Source organism: Yoonia sp., assembly GCF_042093035.1.
In the GTDB taxonomy this organism is placed as follows: domain Bacteria; phylum Pseudomonadota; class Alphaproteobacteria; order Rhodobacterales; family Rhodobacteraceae; genus Yoonia.
In genome coordinates, this window is record NZ_JBELFI010000001.1 from 52084 (window position 1) to 70678 (window position 18595).

The 18595-nt window shown below is 58.4% G+C and carries 15 protein-coding genes; 9 read left to right on the plus strand and 6 right to left on the minus strand.

Annotated features, from left to right (window positions below; genetic code table 11):
- Positions 1-18: 18 nt before the first annotated feature.
- Positions 19-1221, minus strand: coding sequence for an MFS transporter (locus ACFDSS_RS00265; protein ID WP_375253739.1), 1203 nt, complete (start codon positions 1219-1221; stop codon positions 19-21).
- 165 nt (positions 1222-1386) lie between these two features.
- Between ACFDSS_RS00265 and ACFDSS_RS00270 the strand changes: the two genes are divergently transcribed.
- The 6 genes from ACFDSS_RS00270 (at position 1387) to ACFDSS_RS00295 (ending at position 11349) form a co-directional block, all read left to right on the plus strand.
- A complete protein-coding gene (locus ACFDSS_RS00270; protein ID WP_375253740.1) occupies positions 1387-3123 on the plus strand; it encodes an ATP-binding protein in 1737 nt (578 codons plus the stop codon).
- A 3-nt stretch (positions 3124-3126) separates the two neighbouring features.
- Positions 3127-4464, plus strand: coding sequence for a sigma-54-dependent transcriptional regulator (locus tag ACFDSS_RS00275; RefSeq protein ID WP_375253741.1), 1338 nt, complete (start codon positions 3127-3129; stop codon positions 4462-4464).
- A 124-nt stretch (positions 4465-4588) separates the two neighbouring features.
- Positions 4589-5593, plus strand: a complete 1005-nt coding sequence (locus tag ACFDSS_RS00280; protein ID WP_375253742.1) for a TAXI family TRAP transporter solute-binding subunit — start codon at positions 4589-4591, stop codon at positions 5591-5593.
- Positions 5594-5661: 68 nt separating this feature from the next.
- Positions 5662-7770, plus strand: coding sequence for a TRAP transporter permease (locus ACFDSS_RS00285; protein ID WP_375253743.1), 2109 nt, complete (start codon positions 5662-5664; stop codon positions 7768-7770).
- A gap of 131 nt (positions 7771-7901) precedes the next feature.
- Complete coding sequence (locus ACFDSS_RS00290; protein ID WP_375253744.1) at positions 7902-10127, plus strand: NADP-dependent isocitrate dehydrogenase; 2226 nt, start codon at positions 7902-7904, stop codon at positions 10125-10127.
- Between the two features lie 130 nt (positions 10128-10257).
- Positions 10258-11349, plus strand: coding sequence for a hypothetical protein (locus ACFDSS_RS00295; RefSeq protein WP_375253745.1), 1092 nt, complete (start codon positions 10258-10260; stop codon positions 11347-11349).
- 140 nt (positions 11350-11489) lie between these two features.
- Here the strand turns inward: ACFDSS_RS00295 and ACFDSS_RS00300 are convergent, their stop codons facing one another.
- The 4 genes from ACFDSS_RS00300 to ACFDSS_RS00315 form a co-directional block, all read right to left on the minus strand.
- On the minus strand, positions 11490-11711 hold the full coding sequence (locus ACFDSS_RS00300) for a hypothetical protein (RefSeq protein ID WP_375253746.1): 222 nt from the start codon (positions 11709-11711) through the stop codon (positions 11490-11492).
- Between the two features lie 77 nt (positions 11712-11788).
- Positions 11789-13084, minus strand: coding sequence for a sensor histidine kinase (locus tag ACFDSS_RS00305; RefSeq protein WP_375253747.1), 1296 nt, complete (start codon positions 13082-13084; stop codon positions 11789-11791).
- Positions 13068-13751 carry a winged helix-turn-helix domain-containing protein gene (locus ACFDSS_RS00310; RefSeq protein WP_375253748.1) on the minus strand — a complete coding sequence of 228 codons (684 nt, stop codon included), beginning with the start codon at positions 13749-13751 and terminating at the stop codon, positions 13068-13070. The genes ACFDSS_RS00305 and ACFDSS_RS00310 overlap by 17 nt, the downstream gene beginning before the upstream one ends.
- A gap of 92 nt (positions 13752-13843) precedes the next feature.
- Complete coding sequence (locus tag ACFDSS_RS00315; protein ID WP_375253749.1) at positions 13844-14170, minus strand: PepSY domain-containing protein; 327 nt, start codon at positions 14168-14170, stop codon at positions 13844-13846.
- A 207-nt stretch (positions 14171-14377) separates the two neighbouring features.
- On the opposite strand from ACFDSS_RS00315, the gene ACFDSS_RS00320 reads away from it, so the two are divergent.
- From ACFDSS_RS00320 to ACFDSS_RS00330, 3 genes are read left to right on the plus strand one after another with little or no spacing between them, the layout of a single operon-like run.
- A complete protein-coding gene (locus ACFDSS_RS00320) occupies positions 14378-15082 on the plus strand; it encodes an ABC transporter permease (protein WP_375253750.1) in 705 nt (234 codons plus the stop codon).
- Positions 15082-15792 (plus strand): ATP-binding cassette domain-containing protein, encoded by a 711-nt coding sequence (locus ACFDSS_RS00325; protein ID WP_375253751.1) that lies wholly within the window; start codon positions 15082-15084, stop codon positions 15790-15792. Before ACFDSS_RS00320 ends, ACFDSS_RS00325 begins: the two co-directional genes overlap by 1 nt.
- Positions 15789-16592, plus strand: a complete 804-nt coding sequence (locus ACFDSS_RS00330; protein ID WP_375253752.1) for a substrate-binding domain-containing protein — start codon at positions 15789-15791, stop codon at positions 16590-16592. The genes ACFDSS_RS00325 and ACFDSS_RS00330 overlap by 4 nt, the downstream gene beginning before the upstream one ends.
- A gap of 32 nt (positions 16593-16624) precedes the next feature.
- Here the strand turns inward: ACFDSS_RS00330 and ACFDSS_RS00335 are convergent, their stop codons facing one another.
- Entirely contained in the window at positions 16625-18508 is a 1884-nt protein-coding gene (locus ACFDSS_RS00335; protein ID WP_375253753.1) for an SLC13 family permease, read from the minus strand.
- Positions 18509-18595 lie beyond the last annotated feature (87 nt).

Below are 18595 nucleotides of genomic sequence, written 5' to 3' on the forward strand. Positions count from 1 at the left end.
CGTCCTTTCTCGTGTGGCCTACTCCTGAGCAGGCTTCAACAGCATCACCAAAGGTAAAATGGCGATGATTAAGGCACCCGCAATCAAGAACGGTGCGCCCGGCAGGTAGAGGCCAGTTTCGTCCACGAAGGCGCGAAACACGCCGGTCAGGGCCAGCGGCGCGGCGACCGCCGCCACCGACGACAATGATGCAATCACGCCTTGTACCAACCCTTGCTGGTCTTCGCCAACACGATTGGCCGCAAATGCTGTCAGCAAAGGCGGCGCCATGTCTGACAGCGCCGCAATTGGCAAAAAGACAATCACAGCCCAGACAGCCGATGTCATGCCAAACCCGACCATGCCAATGACAGCGGCCCCCGCCGCAATCAACAGCGTCGGGTAATCCCCCAGCCGTCTCGTGAGCTGTGGCAATATCCCTGCCTGGACAACCGCAATCAATATCCCGTAGGCCGACAAGGTCAGGCCGATTGTGAAGGCGTCCCACGCAAAGACCTCACGGCCCCAAAAGGCCCAGAGCGTCGGGTAGACCATGTTTGCAAACTCAAAGACAAAAATACAGATCAGCGGAATTGCCAGCCCCGGAACGGCAAATGCGCGCGCGATGGTTCCGAACGGGTTCAGATCCCGCTTGCCAAAGGCCCTGCGGTTTTCGGGTTTGAGCGATTCAGGCAGAATGAAAAGTCCAAAGGCCACATTGATCGCCGACAACCCCGCCGCAATCCAGAACGGCGCCGTGATATGCACGGTCGCTGCCAAACCACCAAGCGCGGGCCCAAGCACAAACCCGATCCCGAAGGCCGCACCGATCATTCCAAAGGCCGCACCGCGCTCCTCTGGTTTGGCGATATCGGCAATATAGGCCGTGGCCGTGATATAGGTCGCCCCCGCCATCCCCGCCAGAAACCGCCCCAGCAACAGCAACCAATAGGTTTCTGCCATTGCCATGATGATGTAATCAACCGTCAGCATCGCAAGTGCTGCAATCAGCACGGGCTTGCGCCCGAAGGCATCCGACAGGCTGCCGATGATAGGGCCAAAAAGGAACATGGCACCAGCGTAGGCCGACAAGAGGATCCCACCCCAAAGCGCGCCTTGGGCCGTGTCTTGCGCCCCGACCCGGTCCATCAGATCCGGCAAGATCGGGAAGACAATGCCGACACCGATTGCGTCAACCAGCAACGTCGCCAGAATAAACAGGAATGGGCCATTCAACTTCATTGGGCCACACGATACGCTACCGCAGGTTGAAGCAAGCAGAATTTTGCACCAACATGTCTATCGGTTCAGTCTGTTGCAGGCAAAGCGCCCGCAATCTTCTGCCCCAGCCGCAACAGTCGCTTTGGGCTGGTCAATCCAATGTGGCTTGGGGCAATGTGGCGGGCAATGGCGTTCGCGGGATTTTCATCAGCTGACCAATTTGCCGGAAGTGCATTCCGCCGGATCAGGCTGGCTGTGGCTATCTTGGCGCTGCTGGTGCTTTCCGCGGGGGGGTATTTGCTGCTCAATAGCAGCTTTCAGGCGGAAAAGATCCGTGAAACGCCTGCGCGCGCGCAGTTCTTTGCAGATGCGATCGACAGCGCGCTCAGCCGACTTGCGCACTTGCCCTATGTGCTGTCGCTTGATCCCGGAACGGTGGCGGCCCTGCAAACAGAAGATGTGGCAGAGCTGAACCCGACCTTTGCGACCATCGCCGCGCGATCCGGAGCTGAGTTCGTCTTCCTGATGGACACCAACGGGCGTACAATCGCATCCTCGAATTATCAGGATGCCAACAGCCTTGTTGGTCGCTACTACACATTCCGCCCTTATTTTCGCTCTGCCATGCAGGGTGAACAGGGCCGGTTCTATGCGGTTGGCGCGACGACCGGGCGCCCCGGCTACTTCATCGCTGAACCTGTGCGCGATGAGGCAGGGACGATCCTTGGCGTTATCGTTGTGAAGGTGCCGTTCCGTGATCTGAGCCGCGCCATCGTTGACAGTGGCGACCTGATCCTCGTGACGAATGCGCAAGGGGTCGTGCTGGCGGCGTCTGAGCCGGCGTTTCTTTACGGGTTGATTGCGCCGCTTTCCCAGCAGGACCGCGCGACATTGGAACAGCAACAGCAGTTTGGCAATCAAGTGCTTACGCCGCTTGACTGGCGCGAAAGTGACGGCACCCAAGCCCAGGTGTCGGGTGCGTATTATCTGCTCAGCCGCGCGTCTTTGACCCAGGAAGACTGGACACTGCATCTGTTGTCCAATGTGGGCGAAATCCGGCGTCAGGCGTTGTTGTTTGTCGCAATCGGTTTGACCGCGTTGCTTTCGCTGATGATCGCGGCAGCACTCTACCGTGCATCCCAGTTGCGGCAGGCACTTGCGATTTCAAATGCCGACCGCAAGCGGCTGGAGACAGAGATCCACGACCGTCACATCGCCGAGGAAAAACTTGAGAGCGCACGCTCTGAATTGGCCCGCAAGAACCAGCTCGCCGCACTCGGGCAACTGTCCGCGTCAATCACGCATGAGCTGGGGCAGCCGATATCAGCGATGAAAAACTATCTCGTGGCAGAGGAAATCGCGCGCGCGGCGGTTCCGGGAAGCTATGCGCCTGAGCTGACAGGGTTGGTCGACCGGATGCAGCGGATCGTTGACCAGCTACGGCTCTTTGGCCGCAACGATCCAGCTCAAACCGGGCAGTTTGTGATCCAGCAGGCGATCAATGATGCTGTGGCTCTGGTCCGGCATACCGCCGCGCAGGCTGGCGCACAGATCACCGTCGCGCTCGCGCCGGATCCATTGCGCACCCAAGGTCAGGCCAACCGGTTTGAACAGGTGATCGTCAACCTATTGCGCAATGCCGTTGATGCCGTCGCAGGCGCGCCGACCCGCGAAATCACGCTCCGTCTCACCGACGCTGATGATGTATTGATAGAGGTGGCAGACAGCGGCACGGGACTGGGTGGTCTGGACATGGATGACCTCAAAGAGCCGTTCTTCAGCACCAAGCCGTCCGGCGCGGGGATGGGTCTGGGGCTTGCGATTTCGGCGCAGATCATCAATGAAATGGGTGGAACGCTGGATGCCCGCACAGCCGCGACCGGCGGTGCGATCTTCTGTATCCGCCTGCCGAAGGTGCCTTGAGCCATGTCCGAAACCTACGCTGCTTTCGTCATTGATGACGACAAAGAGATGCGCAATTCCCTTGCCGCTCTGCTCGAGCGCTCTGGTTGGCAGGTGACACGGTTTTCGGCAGCTCAGGCTGCCCTTGATCGGTTAGAGATTGAGAAACCCGACGTTGTCTTGTCAGACGTGCGGATGCCCGGCATGTCCGGTCTCGACTTGTTGGACAGGCTGCAAAACGTTGACGCGCCGCCCTTGGTGCTGGTTTCGGCCCATGGCGATATTCCGATGGCCGTGGATGCGATCCAGAAGGGTGCCTATTCCTTCCTTGAAAAACCGTTTGAGCCGCGCCGATTGCTGACGATCATCCGTCATGCCGCAGAAAAGCACCGGCTGTTCATATCGGCGCAACGGATGCGTGCGCAGTTGGTGGCGCTCTCTGGTCTGGACCGTGTCTTGATCGGGGGCAGTCCGCGGGTCGCGCAACTCAAGTCCGATGCGGTTGATCTGGCGATGACGAACGGACCGGTGTTGATTACCGGTGAAACCGGCACTGGCAAGGAATTGGTGGCCCGCGCCCTGCACCGCCTTGGCCCGCGCAGTGACAACGCATTTGTCGCGATCAACTGCGCCACGCTGGACCCGGACCGATTGGAGGCGCAGGTCTTTGGCACTGCCGACGGTCAGCTTGGTGCATTCCGGCGCGCAGACGGGGGCACCCTGTTTCTCGATGAGGTCGGCACGGCGCCGCTTCCGGTGCAGGTTAAACTGCTGCGCGCATTGGAGACCGGGGACATTCTGCCCGTTGGTGCTGATGATGACATCAAGACGGACGTGCGGATCGTTGCGGCCTCGAATGAGGATTTGGATGCGAAAGTCGCTGATGGCAGCTTTCGTGCGGATTTTCTGTTTCGATTGAATGCGTTTCAACTGCATTTGCCGCGTCTGGTTGAACGGGGTGATGACATCGTCATGCTATTCGCGCATTTCGTCGATCTTCTCGCTGAAACATATGAAATCTCCCCTCCCAAACTGACCGCTGATGATGCCGCCGCGCTGCTCGCGCATGATTGGCCCGGCAACGTGCGCGAGTTGCGTCATGTGGCCGAAAGGCGTGTCCTGGCGGCCCGGCGCGGGGATGGATCAGTTGCCGCGGCCTTGCGCAATGAAAACCCCGCTGACGATGTTCCTGCGACGCTACGCGAAGCCGTAGCCCGGTTCGAACGTACCCTGATCGGGCAGGCGGTGCGCAGCCATAACGGGCGCATGGATGCCGTAGCGGAGGCGCTGGGTATCGGGCGGCGGACCTTGAATGAAAAGATCGTCAAACTGGGTTTGGACAAGTCTGAATTGATCCAATAACGCGCCTTGCGGAAATCCGCAGGCATGTTTGCGCGCACACTGCGGATTGCTTCATATCGAGACCAGACAGCGCAGCGTACTACTCTCTTTATTATCCTTAACGGATCATTTTTGGGAGGAAACCATGAAACAGTTCAAGACAGCAATAGTCGCGGCATCGATTGCGATGACAGGCGTGAGCGCGCAAGCGCAGGATGCAAACTACATTCTGGCAACCGCATCTACCGGCGGCACATATTATCCGGTGGGCGTGGCGCTGGCCACTTTGGCAAAGGTGCGCCTTGAGCCAAGCGAAGGCATCGGCATGTCCGCGATCAGCTCTGCCGGGTCAGGCGAAAACGTGCGCTTGATCCGCGAAGGCGAAGCACAGTTCGGCATCATGCAGGGTTTGTTCGGCTACTATGCCGCGAGCGGCACTGGCCCATTGGCAGAAGTTGGCCCACAGGAAAACCTGCGCTCGGTCACGATGCTTTGGCAAAACGTGGAGCACTTCCTGGTGTCCTCTGACGTTGCCGGCGACGGGACCGTCGGCGTGTTGGCTGGCCTCAAGGGCGAAGCCATGGCGATGGGTCGCCAGAACTCCGGCACGATCGGGTCCAATCGCACAATTCTCAGCGGTTTTGGCGTTGATCTGGATACTGATTACGAGCTGGTCTTTGGCGGCTACGGCCCATCGGCTGAAGCACTTCAGAACGGTCAGGTCAAAGGCATTGGTACACCTGCCGGTGTGCCGGTCGGTGCGGTCAGCCAGTTGATGGCATCTGCCGGTGACAATGTGACGCTGCTCAACTTCACCGATGAGCAGATGGCAATCGCGGATGGCGGTCGTGGCCTTTGGACGCCGTACACAATCGCTGCGGGCACCTATCCCGGTCAGGATGAAGATGTGCAGACAATCGCACAGCCGAACTTTCTTGCCACAAGTGCGGATCTGCCAGAAGAGCATGTCTATCTTCTGACAAAGACGATCTATGAAAACCTGCCATTCCTGCAGGCAATCCATCCTGCAACCAAGGCGATGTCCATCGAAAGCGCTATTGCGGGTCTGCCGCTGCCACTGCACCCCGGTGCCGCACGCTACTACCAAGAGATCGGTATCGAGATCCCTGAGCGTCTGATCGCCCAGTAATCCAGACCAACATGACCGGCCCCCGCATCTGCGTGGGGCCGGTTTCGCATCTTGGGAGGGGTGGAGCAATGTCAGACACAGAGCAACAAGACACAGGGCGGTTGCGCAGCTTTACCGGCACGCCTGATATCATCCTGTCAATTGCCTGCTTTCTTGTGGCGATCAGCCATCTCTACGTGGCGTTCGACCCCGGACTGCTGTCCGAGCTTGAACGCAATGCCTTCCACTTTGCCAGCTTTGCAGCACTTGCTGCCGTCATCTATCCGATGTGGCAGACGCCGTCCGGCAAACGGACGCCAATCGTGATTGATCTGGCCTTTGGTGCGCTTGTTGCGGCATCTGCTGTCTGGCTCGCGCTTGCAGAGAATGCGATTTATGATCGGGGGGTCAAATTCGCACCTGCTGACTGGATCGCTGCCATCACAGTGATCGTCGGCGCGATTGAGCTGACCCGCCGGGTCGCCGGTCTGATTATCCCCGGATTAATCATCCTTGCCCTGACCTATATTGCATTCTGGGGACAATTCATCGGCGGTATATTCGCCTTTCCGGGCCTGAGCGTTGAAACCGTTGCGTTTCGGTCGATCTACGGAGATGACGCGATTTTTGGCACAATCGCGCGGATATCTTCGACCTTCGTCTTTCTATTTATTATCTTTGGGGCCTTCCTTCTGCGTTCGGGCGCAGGGGAATTCGTGATTAACCTGGCGCGCGCAGTTGCGGGCAAACTGGTTGGTGGCCCCGGTATCGTGGCGGTAATTGCATCTGGCCTGACCGGCACGATTTCCGGCTCTGCGGTTGCGAATACGGCCTCCACCGGCGTCATTACCATCCCACTCATGAAACGCGCCGGTTTCGCCCCGAAGTTTGCTGGCGGGGTAGAGGCTGCAGCCTCTACCGGCGGCCAGCTTATGCCGCCGATCATGGGGGCAGGCGCCTTTGTCATGGCGAGCTTCACACAGATCCCATACGAACATATCGTCGCGGTCGCAGCACTCCCAGCCCTGCTGTACTTCCTGTCGGTTGCGTTCTTCGTGCGGATCGAAGCGCGTCGTCACAATTTGGCGCCGATGCCGGATGAAGGGCAGACGCTGACCTCTGCATTCAAAGAAGGCGGGGCGAGCTTCTTTATCCCGATTACCTTGCTGATCGGGCTTTTGGTGTCGGGTTTCACGCCCACCTATGCGGCTGTTTTCGGGATTATCGCTGTGATCGCCTCCAGTTGGTTGACCAAGAACCCGATGGGCCCACGCGCCGTTTTCGAGGCCTTCGTGATGGGCACCAAGGGGATGGTCCTGACGGCCATTCTGCTGTGTTCGGTTGGATTGATCGTCAGCGTGATTGCGACAGCGGGCATTGGCAACACATTCAGCTTGATGATCGCGCAATGGTCCGGCGGCAACGTCTTGATTGCCCTTGCGCTGATCGCACTGGCGAGCCTTGTGCTTGGTATGGGTCTGCCTGTGACGGCGGCCTATATCGTGCTGGCCACGCTGTCGGCGCCAGCGCTGTCCGGCATGATCTCGGACCAATTCGTGATTGAGCAACTTGCGATGGGCGCATTGTCGGAACCCGCCAGAGCGGTGTTGATGTTTGGTGTGCCGGAACAGGCCGCCCTGCTTTCGGGTGACGTCACCCGTGCGGAAGCGAGCGAATTGATCCGCGGCCTGCCGCTGGAGATCGCAGCACCTTTGCGTGATCTGGTCGTACCAGCGCCGGTGGCGATGTCAGCGCTTCTGTCGGCGCATATGATTATTTTCTGGTTGTCGCAGGACAGTAACGTGACCCCACCCGTGGCCCTTGCCGCCTTTACCGCTGCCGCCATCGCCAAGGCCCCGGCCATGGCCACAGGCGTCGCGAGCTGGAAGCTGGCCAAGGGTCTTTATATCGTGCCTATCCTGTTTGCCTATACGCCTTTCCTGTCGGGAAACTGGTCCGAGATGCTCACCGTGTTCGCCTTCGCCGTTGTCGGCGTCTACGCGATCGCAGCGGCTTTGCAGGGTTGTATGGAAAAGCGGTTCGGGCCGGTGATGCGCGTGCTGTCGCTGGCTGCGGGGCTTGCGGCACTTTGGCCGGGGGTTTTGGTGCTGAACATCGCCGGAGTGCTGGGCACCGTGGCGCTACTGATGTGGAATATCAACTCATCGCCCGACGAGGCCCCGGCGCAAGCCACCTGAGGCAAAGCTGCGCGTCGCGCCTCGAAAGACTTGCAGAAGATTGTATGCCATTGTATGCCATACCCGAACACGACGCGAGGAATCGCGCCTATTTGCCGTGAAATGACGATCCCAGCACGAGGACAAAACCCATGTCAGACCAGACACTACCCGATATCATCTACACAAAAACAGATGAGGCACCGCAGTTGGCATCTGAATCGTTGCTGCCGATCCTGCGCAAATTTCTTTCGGAGGCCGACATCAGCATTGGCACCAAGGATATCTCACTTGCCGGGCGTATCCTTGCGGTCTTTCCTGAGAAGCTGACCGACGAACAGCGCGTGAATGATGATCTTGCCCTGCTCGGCAGCGTCGTGAAAGAAGCCGGCGCAAATGTTGTCAAACTGCCAAACGTGTCCGCCTCTGTGCCGCAGTTGGTCGCAGCGGTGAAAGAGCTTCAGTCGCAGGGCTACGACATTCCCGATTATCCGGATGCCCCGCAAACAGCAGACGACATCGAAGCACGCAAGCGCTATGACGCGATCAAAGGTTCCGCGGTGAACCCGGTGCTGCGCGAAGGCAACTCTGACCGCCGCGCGCCGTCTTCGGTGAAGGCCTATGCGCGGGCGAACCCGCACCGGATGGGCAAGTGGTCCCCGGACAGCAAGACCGGTGTGTCCATGATGGGTGCCAACGATTTCTTCTCCAACGAGACATCCGTGACTTTGACCGAAGGCCAGGCCGAAGGCGCGCTGCGCATCGAATTGACCGGTGCGGATGGGTCTGTGACCACTCTGAAGGACGGGATCGCAATGCCTGCGGGCACGATTGTGGATGCGACGTTTATGTCTGCCAAGGCGCTCAAGGCGTTCTTTCACGAACAAATCGCGGCCACGAAGGAGCAAGGCACGCTGTTTTCACTGCATATGAAGGCGACGATGATGAAGGTCTCTGATCCGATCATCTTCGGCCATGCGGTGGTTGCCTATCTGCAACCTGTTTTTGACAAATATGCCGATGATTTTGCCGCTGCCGGGATCAGCCCCAATGGTGGCTTCGGGACGCTCTTTGATGCCATCGCTGCGATGCCAAACGGCACCGAAATTCGCGCTGAAATCGACGCGCTGCTGGCACAGCGTCCGCCGCTCTACATGGTGAATTCTGACCGTGGGATTACCAACCTGCATGTGCCGTCCGATGTCATTATCGACGCGTCCATGCCTGCCGTGATCCGCGCAGGTGGCAAGGGCTGGGGCCCTGACGGACAAGAGGATGATACCAATTGCGTGATCCCCGATAGCTCCTACGCGCCTGTCTATGATGCCTCTGTTGCGTTTTGCAAAGCCAATGGCGCGCTTGATCCCGTCACGGCGGGGACGGTGCAAAACGTCGGTCTGATGGCGCAGAAAGCTGAGGAATACGGCTCTCATCCGACCACATTCGAGATCGCGCAGAACGGCACTGTGCACGTGATTGCGCCGAATGGGGACGTGTTGCACAGCCATGACGTTGAGGCTGGCGACATCTGGCGCATGGCCTCTGCCCGCAAGGCGCCGATTGAAAACTGGATCCAGCTTGCGCTTGACCGGATGGCCACGACAGGCTTCGAGACGATCTTCTGGCTTGACCGTAACCGCGCCCATGACGCCCAACTTCTGCAATACGTCGCACCAGCACTTGCGGCGGCGGGCGTGGCCGACAAGGTCAAGATCATGGCCCCCCGTGAGGCGACAACACGGTCGTTTGAGCTGATCTATCAAGGTGAAAACACGATTGCTGTCACCGGCAACGTGCTGCGTGACTACCTGACTGATCTGTTCCCGATCCTGGAAGTCGGCACATCGGCCAAGATGCTTTCGGTTGTAGGATTGATGAATGGCGGCGGCCTGTTTGAAACAGGCGCGGGCGGCTCTGCGCCAAAACATGTTGAGCAGTTGGTCGAAGAAAACCACCTGCGCTGGGATTCCTTGGGTGAATTCTGTGCCATGGGGGAAAGCCTGCGTTTTCTTGCAACGTCCCAGTCCAAGCCGGTCGCGGCCCTGATGGGTGACGCGGTTGATGCGGCGACCGAAAAACTGCTGGCAGAGGGGCATTCGCCGCAACGCAAAGTTGGGCAGCCCGACAACCGCAACAGCCACTATTGGTTTGCCCGCTTCTGGGCGGAGGCTCTGGCCGCCCAAACTCAGGACACAGATCTAGCCGCAAAGTTTGCGCCATTGGCCGAAGCGCTTGCAGCAAACGAGGCGGCGATTTTGGCAGAGCTTTCGGCAACCCGTGGTCAGGCGGTGGAATTGGGCGGTTACTACCATCCATCGCAGGCGCAAGCCGCCGCGGCAATGCGCCCGTCGCCGACATTGAACGCCTTGATTGGTTAGAAAAGAACGACGCGGCAGGCAGCTACCTGCCGCGTCTTTGCCATTGCATGATGCGGCCCGCACAGGTCAGAGTGAATGGCGCGCACCACATTGTGACGCGCGCTGCTTGGCTCACAAGGTGGAGGACAACGTGTCAGATCAGTCTGTGTTTACGCCAAGCCTCAGCGGGTTGCGCCTGCCAGAAGAGGCAACCGCGCGCCGCGAAATGCCGCTCTCTACGGACAAGCGGAGTGAGACCTACGTCGCGAATTTCGACCATCATACGTTGGTCTATGATGCGTTGCGCACGCCTGAGCGGATCAGCCTCTTTTGCCCTCGCCTGTTGAATCTATGGCCTTTGCTGCGCGATGGTCTACGGCTGGACGGGCGGCCAGTGAAACTGCGACGACACAAATCCTTGCGGTTCGAGCGGCTGGATCTGCCGCGTGGCGCGTCTGGCGATCTGACTGTCACGATTGAGGGGCAGATGCTGCCCCTGGTGCAGCACGACGCCGAACCTGAACGGTTTGCAGGCCGCAATGTGCTGATCGCCATGGTCAAGGACACGCCCGCAGACTGGATTATCGACTGGGTGAATTACCACATGTCAGCCCATGGCGCCGACGGGCTTGTCCTGCTCGACAATGGTTCGGAGCGCCATTTCAGGGATGATCTGCAAAACCGTCTTTTGCCGGAAACGGGACTTGCCGCTGTGGCTTTGGTCAGCAGTCCTTTCCCTTATGGTGCAAATGCTGGCGGGCGGTTTCTGACGCCTGCCAAATTTTTGCAGGTCGCGATGCTCAACCTGATGCGGGCCCGGTTTTTGGGCAAGGCGCGGGCGATCCTGTCGGTGGATGTGGATGAGTTTGTCCAACCGATTGCACAGACAAACGTATTTGATCTGGCGCGGCAGTCGCGGTTGGGATGCGTCAGCTTTACCGGTGTGTGGGCCTTCGCACCAGAGGCAACAGGCCCCACCTTGCAAGCTGAACACACGCACACTGATCCCGACAGCATATGCAAAAATCCAAAATGGTGCCTGGTGCCGGGCCGCATCGCGGACCGCTTTGCGCTCGCGGTACACCGTCCGGCCGGGCCGCTTTTTCCGCTCACCCACAATGAAGAAATCAAATATTGGCATTTTCGCGCGACGACGACCGGCTGGAAATCGATGCGCTACCAGACCGGGGGCTCCGGTCAAGCGGACGATGTATTGCGTGAAACGCTCTCGGCGCATTTCTAGTTGCCCCCGAAACCTGCCGACCGTACCATCCATCACGCCGCAGCACCTTGGCCGAAACCGCACCTGCCACATGAGCAGCAAGATGCGCTGGCAAGGCCCTGACAGCGGCCCCGTGTCAAGCCCGGTCTTGTTCGCAATCCCTATGCCGTTTCAGTGACATCAGTGACGTCGTCGGTTTCCACGGGCGCTACCTGCGCCATGGCAACGAGAGGCGCGGCCAGAATTGCGATACCAACTGCCGCAAATGCAAACAGGGCAAGCAGGCTCATCGTGGCGAGGCCCAAACCGACCATAAGGCCGCCAAAGGCAAAGAGGACGACGCCGGACAGGGCCGTTGTAGCTTTGTTGATAAGGGTCTTCATTTTGTTGTCTCCAGTTTCATCAATGTTGCGATGACACCGATATGGAGGCTGGGATTTACGGGCGCCTGACCGGAACCTTACAAATCTGCAAAGTTCAGCATAACGCGCAGACCCTGCGGCTTTTGTCCCGGCTGCATTGGGCCAAGATCAAGTTTTGCCCCATGCCGATCCGCGACAGCGCGCACCAAGGCAAGCCCCAACCCGGAGCCGATGCTGGACCGCGCCGCATCGAGCCGCACCATCGGTTTGACGATCTCGTCATAGTCCGCAGTCTTAACGCCGTCGCCATTATCGGCAACGCCAAGCGATTGCCCATTGGCGATCAACGCGATCTCTGATCCGCCATGCACCAAGGCGTTCTGGATCAGATTTGCCATCGCCTGCACAAGCATCTGCCTATCCGCGAACACTGATTTGGCCCCCGACACATCCAGCTTGAGCTGCCTTCCTGCGTCCTCCACGACGGGGCCGAATGTTTCGGCCAACGCGTCGATGAATGACGCCAGCGGGATGTCCTCAAAGCCGGTTTTGCCTTGACCCGCCTCGATCCGGGCGACCCGCATGATGGTATCGAAAATATCTGAAAGCTGCCCTGCCTCTTCCAATGCCTCGGCGCGCTCTTCGCTATCTGGCAACATCTCCAGCCGCGCCCTCAATCGGGCGAGTGGGGTCCGTAGATCATGTGCGATACTGGCACCAAGATGTCGGGTTTGGGCAACAATCCGTTCCAGTTCAGACGCGGTGCGGTCCAGTTGCCGCGCGATATCATCAAGATCATCCTTGGAGCGTCCAAGTCCCGTGCGCGCCGTCAAATCGCCTGCTGCCAACTGCCCCAATGTGGTGTTGATTCCGCTCAGCCTGCGCTGGGCAAAAAACCCTGCTCCCACGCCAATCGCGATGGTAGATCCAATCACAAGTGCCGCAGTGGTCCACAAGATACCTGACAGAAGCTCCAGCGCGTCTTCGCTTTCTTCCAGTGGCACAGCGACTATCACTGGTGTTCCGCGACTGTCTTGGGTTACCAGAATGCGCCAGACTTCGGAGCGCAGGAAATTGCCATCAAGCTCGACTGTTCGGCGGCGTTCCTGAACGGCGCGACGAAACGGGCGGGGCAGGTCTTCGAGGTCATCCAGTGGTCGCAGTATAAGTGACGGGCTTTGCCCTTCTGCGTCTTCCAAGATCGCGGATCTCGCGAAGGCTTCAAGTGTGGTATCGGCGCGCTGGGCGATTGCATCTCTGCCAAGCGACAAAGCCACAAAAAGCGCAACGGCCATCCCGACCGCAAAGATTGCCGAAAGCAGCAGCGACAGGCGCAGCATGGAAGAGCGCCGCAGCCACGCAAATTTGCGGATCAGGTTACTGACCAAAAACATACCCCTCGCCGCGTCGGGTGCGTAGCAAGGCCGTATCAAACGGCTTGTCGATCTTGGATCGCAACCGGCTGATATGCGTTTCAACCACACTCGTGGTTGGATCGAAGCTCATGTCCCAGACCTGCTCCAGCAGCATGGTTCGGGTAACAAGGCGGCCGGGGCGGCGCATGAAATACTCCAACAGTTTGAATTCCTTGGCCATCAGGTCAATCGGCGTACCTTGCCGTTTGCAGCGGCGCGCCAGCAGATCAAGCGTCAGGTCGCCGTATCGCAATGTCGTTTGTGCAGCTTCGGTCAAGGCGCCCGGATCGCGCCGCCTGCTCAATGCCTGAACACGCGCCGAAAGCTCGGCAAAGGCAAATGGCTTTGTCAGATAGTCATCCCCTCCGGCCTCAAACCCTTCGACACGGGCATCAACTTCGCCAAGTGCCGTCAGAAAAAGGGCAGGTGTCGTGTCTTTTGAGGCGCGCAGGGATTTCAACACGGCGAGCCCGTCAAGACGAGGCACCATCCGATCCAGGATGAGCAGATCGTAATCCTGACCCATCGCTGCCATCAACGCATCTTTGCCATCTGCGAAGTGGTCAACAACATGCCCTTCCTCACGCAGCCCACCGGCGACCCAAGGGCCAAGATGTGCATCGTCTTCTAGGAGCAGAATGCGCATGGAAACCTCAATTTGTCACGGCAGGTGGAAAGAGGCTGCCGGGAACGGCAACCTCTGTGCTTTTGGGAAAGCTCTGCAAGGGGCGCTTGGGATCAAGCGTCGTTGTCGTCATCCTTTTCGCATCCTTCGTCGCCGTCTGCGGACACCTTCAGAACATCGCCTGTCTCTGCGTTGATCTCAACCTCCATCTCGGTGCCATCCTCTGCAATGATCTCGACTTCGTAGATCTGTTTGCCGTGCTCGCGTTCCAGTTCAACTTCATTGACTTCGCCGGGCACTTCAAGCAGCGCAATCGCGATGACCTGTTCTTCGCTCAGGCCGGTTTGCGCAGCCGCTGTCTGCGCAGAGACCGCGCTGGCAATACCACCGGCCAGAACCAGGCCAGCCAATGCGCCGCCAGTCAGAATTTTCTTATCCATGTCGTTTCTCCTTGGGTTTCTTGTGGAATGGCCTTGTGCCTTCCGATGAAACCTATCTGGGGTCCAAACTTTACAGACGCTGATTGCGAGGCTTACAATTTTGTAAGATTGGCCACCCTGAGATTATCTGCCGATTGATACAGCTCCGCTATGGCTTCGGCAGAGGAAAATTGGCACTTTCCCGCATCAAGTAGAAGGATTCGGCAGATGGTCGATCTGTGGGATGGTCTGACCCAAGCGTTTTGGCTTGTGGTGACCTTGGACGCGGAACTGGCAGAGATCGCGTTGCGCTCGCTTTATGTCACGCTCACAGCGCTTGTGATTGCTTGCGTGGTCGCTTTTCCGTTGGCCGCACTTCTTGCCGTGCGCAGGTTCCGGTTTCGCCGGTTTGTCATTGCGGTTCTGAATGCCTTGATGGGGTTGCCGCCGGTTGTTGTTGGCCTGATCGTATATGTCCTGCTGTCGCGGTCCGGCCCGTTCGGGGTGCTGGGTCTTCTGTTCACGCCGACTGCCATGATTATCGCGCAGGTCATTATCATCGTCCCGTTGATTGCCAGCATCGCGCATCAGTCCCTGCGTGATCTTTGGCAGGAATATCACGACCTTCTCATTTCGATGAATGTGACCCAGAGCCAAAAAATGCGAACGCTGATCTGGGATGCGCGCAGGGCGCTTCTGACAGCAGCACTGGCCGGCTTCGGGCGCGGGATCGGCGAGGTGGGCGCGATCATGATTGTCGGTGGCAACATAGACAACGTGACGCGCGTGCTGACCACAGCGATTGCGCTGGAAACCGGCAAGGGGGCGTTTGCGCTCGCTCTGGCGCTTGGCTTTGTGCTGATTGCCCTGACGATCGCGGTGAACCTTATGACCCATTGGCTCAGCCAGACGGAACGTGAGGGGCGATGGTGATGAGCTTGTTCCCCCTCAAAGTCACTGGCGCAGAGACCCGCCGTCGCGGCAAGGTGATTGTCGGACCGGTTTTCCTTGATCTTAATGGTGATGGCACCACGGTGATTGTTGGCCCGAACGGATCCGGCAAGACGACGCTTCTGCGTCTGCTTCACGGGACCGCACGATTGAACGCTGGGACGATTGACTGGCATCAACCTATTGAGACGGTGCGTGAGGCGCAGTCTTTCGTGTTCCAGCGTCCGGTCATGCTGCGCCGCAGTGTCATCGAAAACATAGCCTACCCGCAGCTCATCCGCGGCGTCACAAAGCCGAAGGCATTGGCATTGGCCCGCACTTGGGCCGCGCATGTCGGCCTGGGCGACATGCTCAAACGCGCCGCGACGAGCCTTTCGGGGGGGGAGCAACAAAAGCTGGCCCTTGCGCGTGCGTTCATCACCGATCCGCAGGTCGTGTTTCTGGACGAACCCTGCGCCTCACTTGACGGGCGCGCAACGGCTGAGATCGAGGCAATTTTGCGGGATCAAAAGGCACGCGGCACACGGTTTATCATGTCTACCCACGACATGGGGCAGGCGCGCCGATTGGCAGATGCGGTTGTTTTTCTACGCGGCGGTCAAGTCCATGAGACGGCCCCAGCGCCCGGTTTCTTTGATGCCCCCCAGACTGACGCAGCACGCGCCTTTCTGAACGGAGATATCGTGGAATGAAGCGGCTTTTGTTCATCGCGGCCCTGATCGGCGCCACATCCGCATCGGCGCAGGACAGCATGCGCATGGCGGTCACGACGTCTTTTCACAACTCCGGCCTTGCCGATGTTCTCTTGCCGGAAATTCAGACCGATTTGGGGCTTGAGGTTCAATTGTTGATCGTCGGTACCGGGCAAGCCTTGCGTTTGGGTGAGGCGGGCGACGTGGATGCGATCCTTGTCCATTCCCGCACGGCAGAGGAAGCTTTCGTCGCCGCAGGCCACGGCACGCATCGGCGCGAGATAATGTATAGTGATTTTGTCCTGATCGGCCCGTCCGATGACCCCGCTGATGTAGGATCTGCAATCGATGCCGCCACTGGTTTGCAACGCATTGCCACCTCTGGTGCCCAGTTTGTCAGCCGTGGTGATGACAGTGGTACGCACAAAAAGGAACTGCGCCTTTGGTCTGATGCGGGCCTCAATGTTGAGGGGTTTGGCGACGGGTATCTTTCCGTCGGTGCAGGCATGGGGGCTGCCCTGAACACCGCGTCGGGCATGAATGCCTACATCCTGTCAGACCGTGCCAGTTGGCTGAATTTCGCGAACAAAGGGGATCTGGCACTGCTTTTCTCGGGCGATCCGGCGCTTTTCAATCAATATGCCTTTCTTCCGGTGAACCCCGAATTGCACCCCTATGTGAAGGCCGAACAGGCGCGCCAGCTTGAGGAATGGTTGACCTCTGCGCGCGCCGCAAAGCTGATAAATGATTTCACCATCGGCGATGAAAACCCCTTCGTCTTTAATGCTGAAGCAAGGTAGACCGTCGCGCGCGAAGTGTTCGCTGCGCGTTTTCAGAAGATCACATTCAACACCACAAGAGAGACCACCAAGAACAGGACCGTCATGATGCCGCCGCTCTTGACGAAGTCGATCACCTTATAGCCGGCCGGACCCATAATCAGCGCATTCACCTGATGGGTGGGGATCAAGAAGGAATTCGACGTTGATATCGCAACCGTCAGCGCAAAGACCGCCGGATCGCCGCCAGCCGCAACCGCAATGGAAATCGCAAGCGGCACAAGCAGAACAGTCGCGCCGACGTTGGACATGATGAGCGTGAATACGGTCGCCAAGATAGCCATGCCGGCCTGAAGCGACCAAATGGGCCAGCCATCAAGCAAAACAAGCACCTGTTGCGCAATCCATGCTGCCGTCCCCGACGTTTGCACTGCCTGACCAAGCGGTATCAGGCTGGCCAGCAAAAAGACCGTACTCCAGCTGACGGCTTCATAGGCGTCATCAATATCAAGAACACCCGTCAGGATCATGCCGACCGCGCCGGTCAGCAGCGCCAGCGACAGACGCAGGTCAGTGAACAGGATCAAAAAGATGGACACAAAAAAGAAAAACAGCGCCCAGCCGACCTTTTTGGGGCGCAATTCCTCTTGTGGGAAGTCGGTTGTTACGACGACGAAATCCCTGTCGCGGGTCAGTCGCGTCAGCGCGTCCCATGTACTGAGAATGACAAGCGTATCGCCCGCGCGGAATGGTACTTCGCCGATTTGGGTTGGCTCGTGATCCTCGGTCGCAACGAGGCTGAGCGTTTCTTCACCTCGGTGAATGGCCAGCATGCTCGCGCCATAGGTTTTGCGAAACACCACGTCATGCGCGCATTTGCCGATCAGCGATGAGCCGGGCGGGATGACCACCTCTGCCACACCCGAACGGGTGGGTGCATAGTCTTCGGCAAAGACGTCGAGCTTGTCATGAAGAACGAAACCCTCAGCCTTGACCATTTGCACGACTTCTTTACGTCTGCCAAGGATGGCAAGACGACAAGGTGCCGTGATCTCGGTCTGAATAACTGGCGCGAACCATGTCTTGCCCTGATATGCGCTGCCGATGATGTAGACATGGTAATGCTTGATAAGGTCATCGAAGGTATTCCCGACGCAGAGGCTTCCTTCGGGCACAGAGATTTCAAAGATATCCGTTTTGAGGCCGTACAGCTCTTTGAGGTAGGATTTCATCGACCGGCCACTGGTTGCGTCACCGCCCTTTTGCGCGCCCGGCAATATCCAGCGTCCGAAAATCATGAAGTAGAGAATGCCCGTCGCGATCAGTGCAAGCCCAATAGGTGTCACCGAAAACAGGCCGAATGGTGTCATTTGCCGGTCTGCGGGCAACGATTGGTTAGCCGTCAGGATCAGATCATTCAGCAGGATCAGCGGCGATGACCCAACCATCGTCATCGTGCCGCCCAAAATCGCGCAGAAACCCATTGGCATCAGCAAGCGGCTGAGCGACAGGCCCGTGCGCACCGAAATCCGGCTCACTACCGGCAGGAACAACGCCGCAGCGCCGACGTTTTGCATGAACGATGAAATGATCCCGACCGTGCCAGAGATGATGGGCACAACCCGCGCTTCGGTGTTGCCGCCATATCTCAGGATCAGTGCGGCAACCTTGCCCATAAGTCCGGTCTTATCCAGACCCGCCCCGATAATCATCACCGCGATAATCGACACCACCGCATTCGACGCCAATCCGTTAAAGAGCTGACTGATATTCGCAAGCGATCCAAGACCCGGAAGCTGACTGAGCAACCCCAGCAGAACCATCACAAGGATGGCTGCAAAGTCGATCCGCACCACCTCCGAAACAAAGAGAACGACCGTAAAGGCCAGCAGTCCCAAAACCACCGACATCTCGAATGTTAGGGTGATCGCATCCACTTACTTCACGCTCCCGTTGACCAATCGTACACGATTAGCGCGCTGAGCCAACAAACGAATTGCAAAGGATTTTCAGTGGCGGGATCG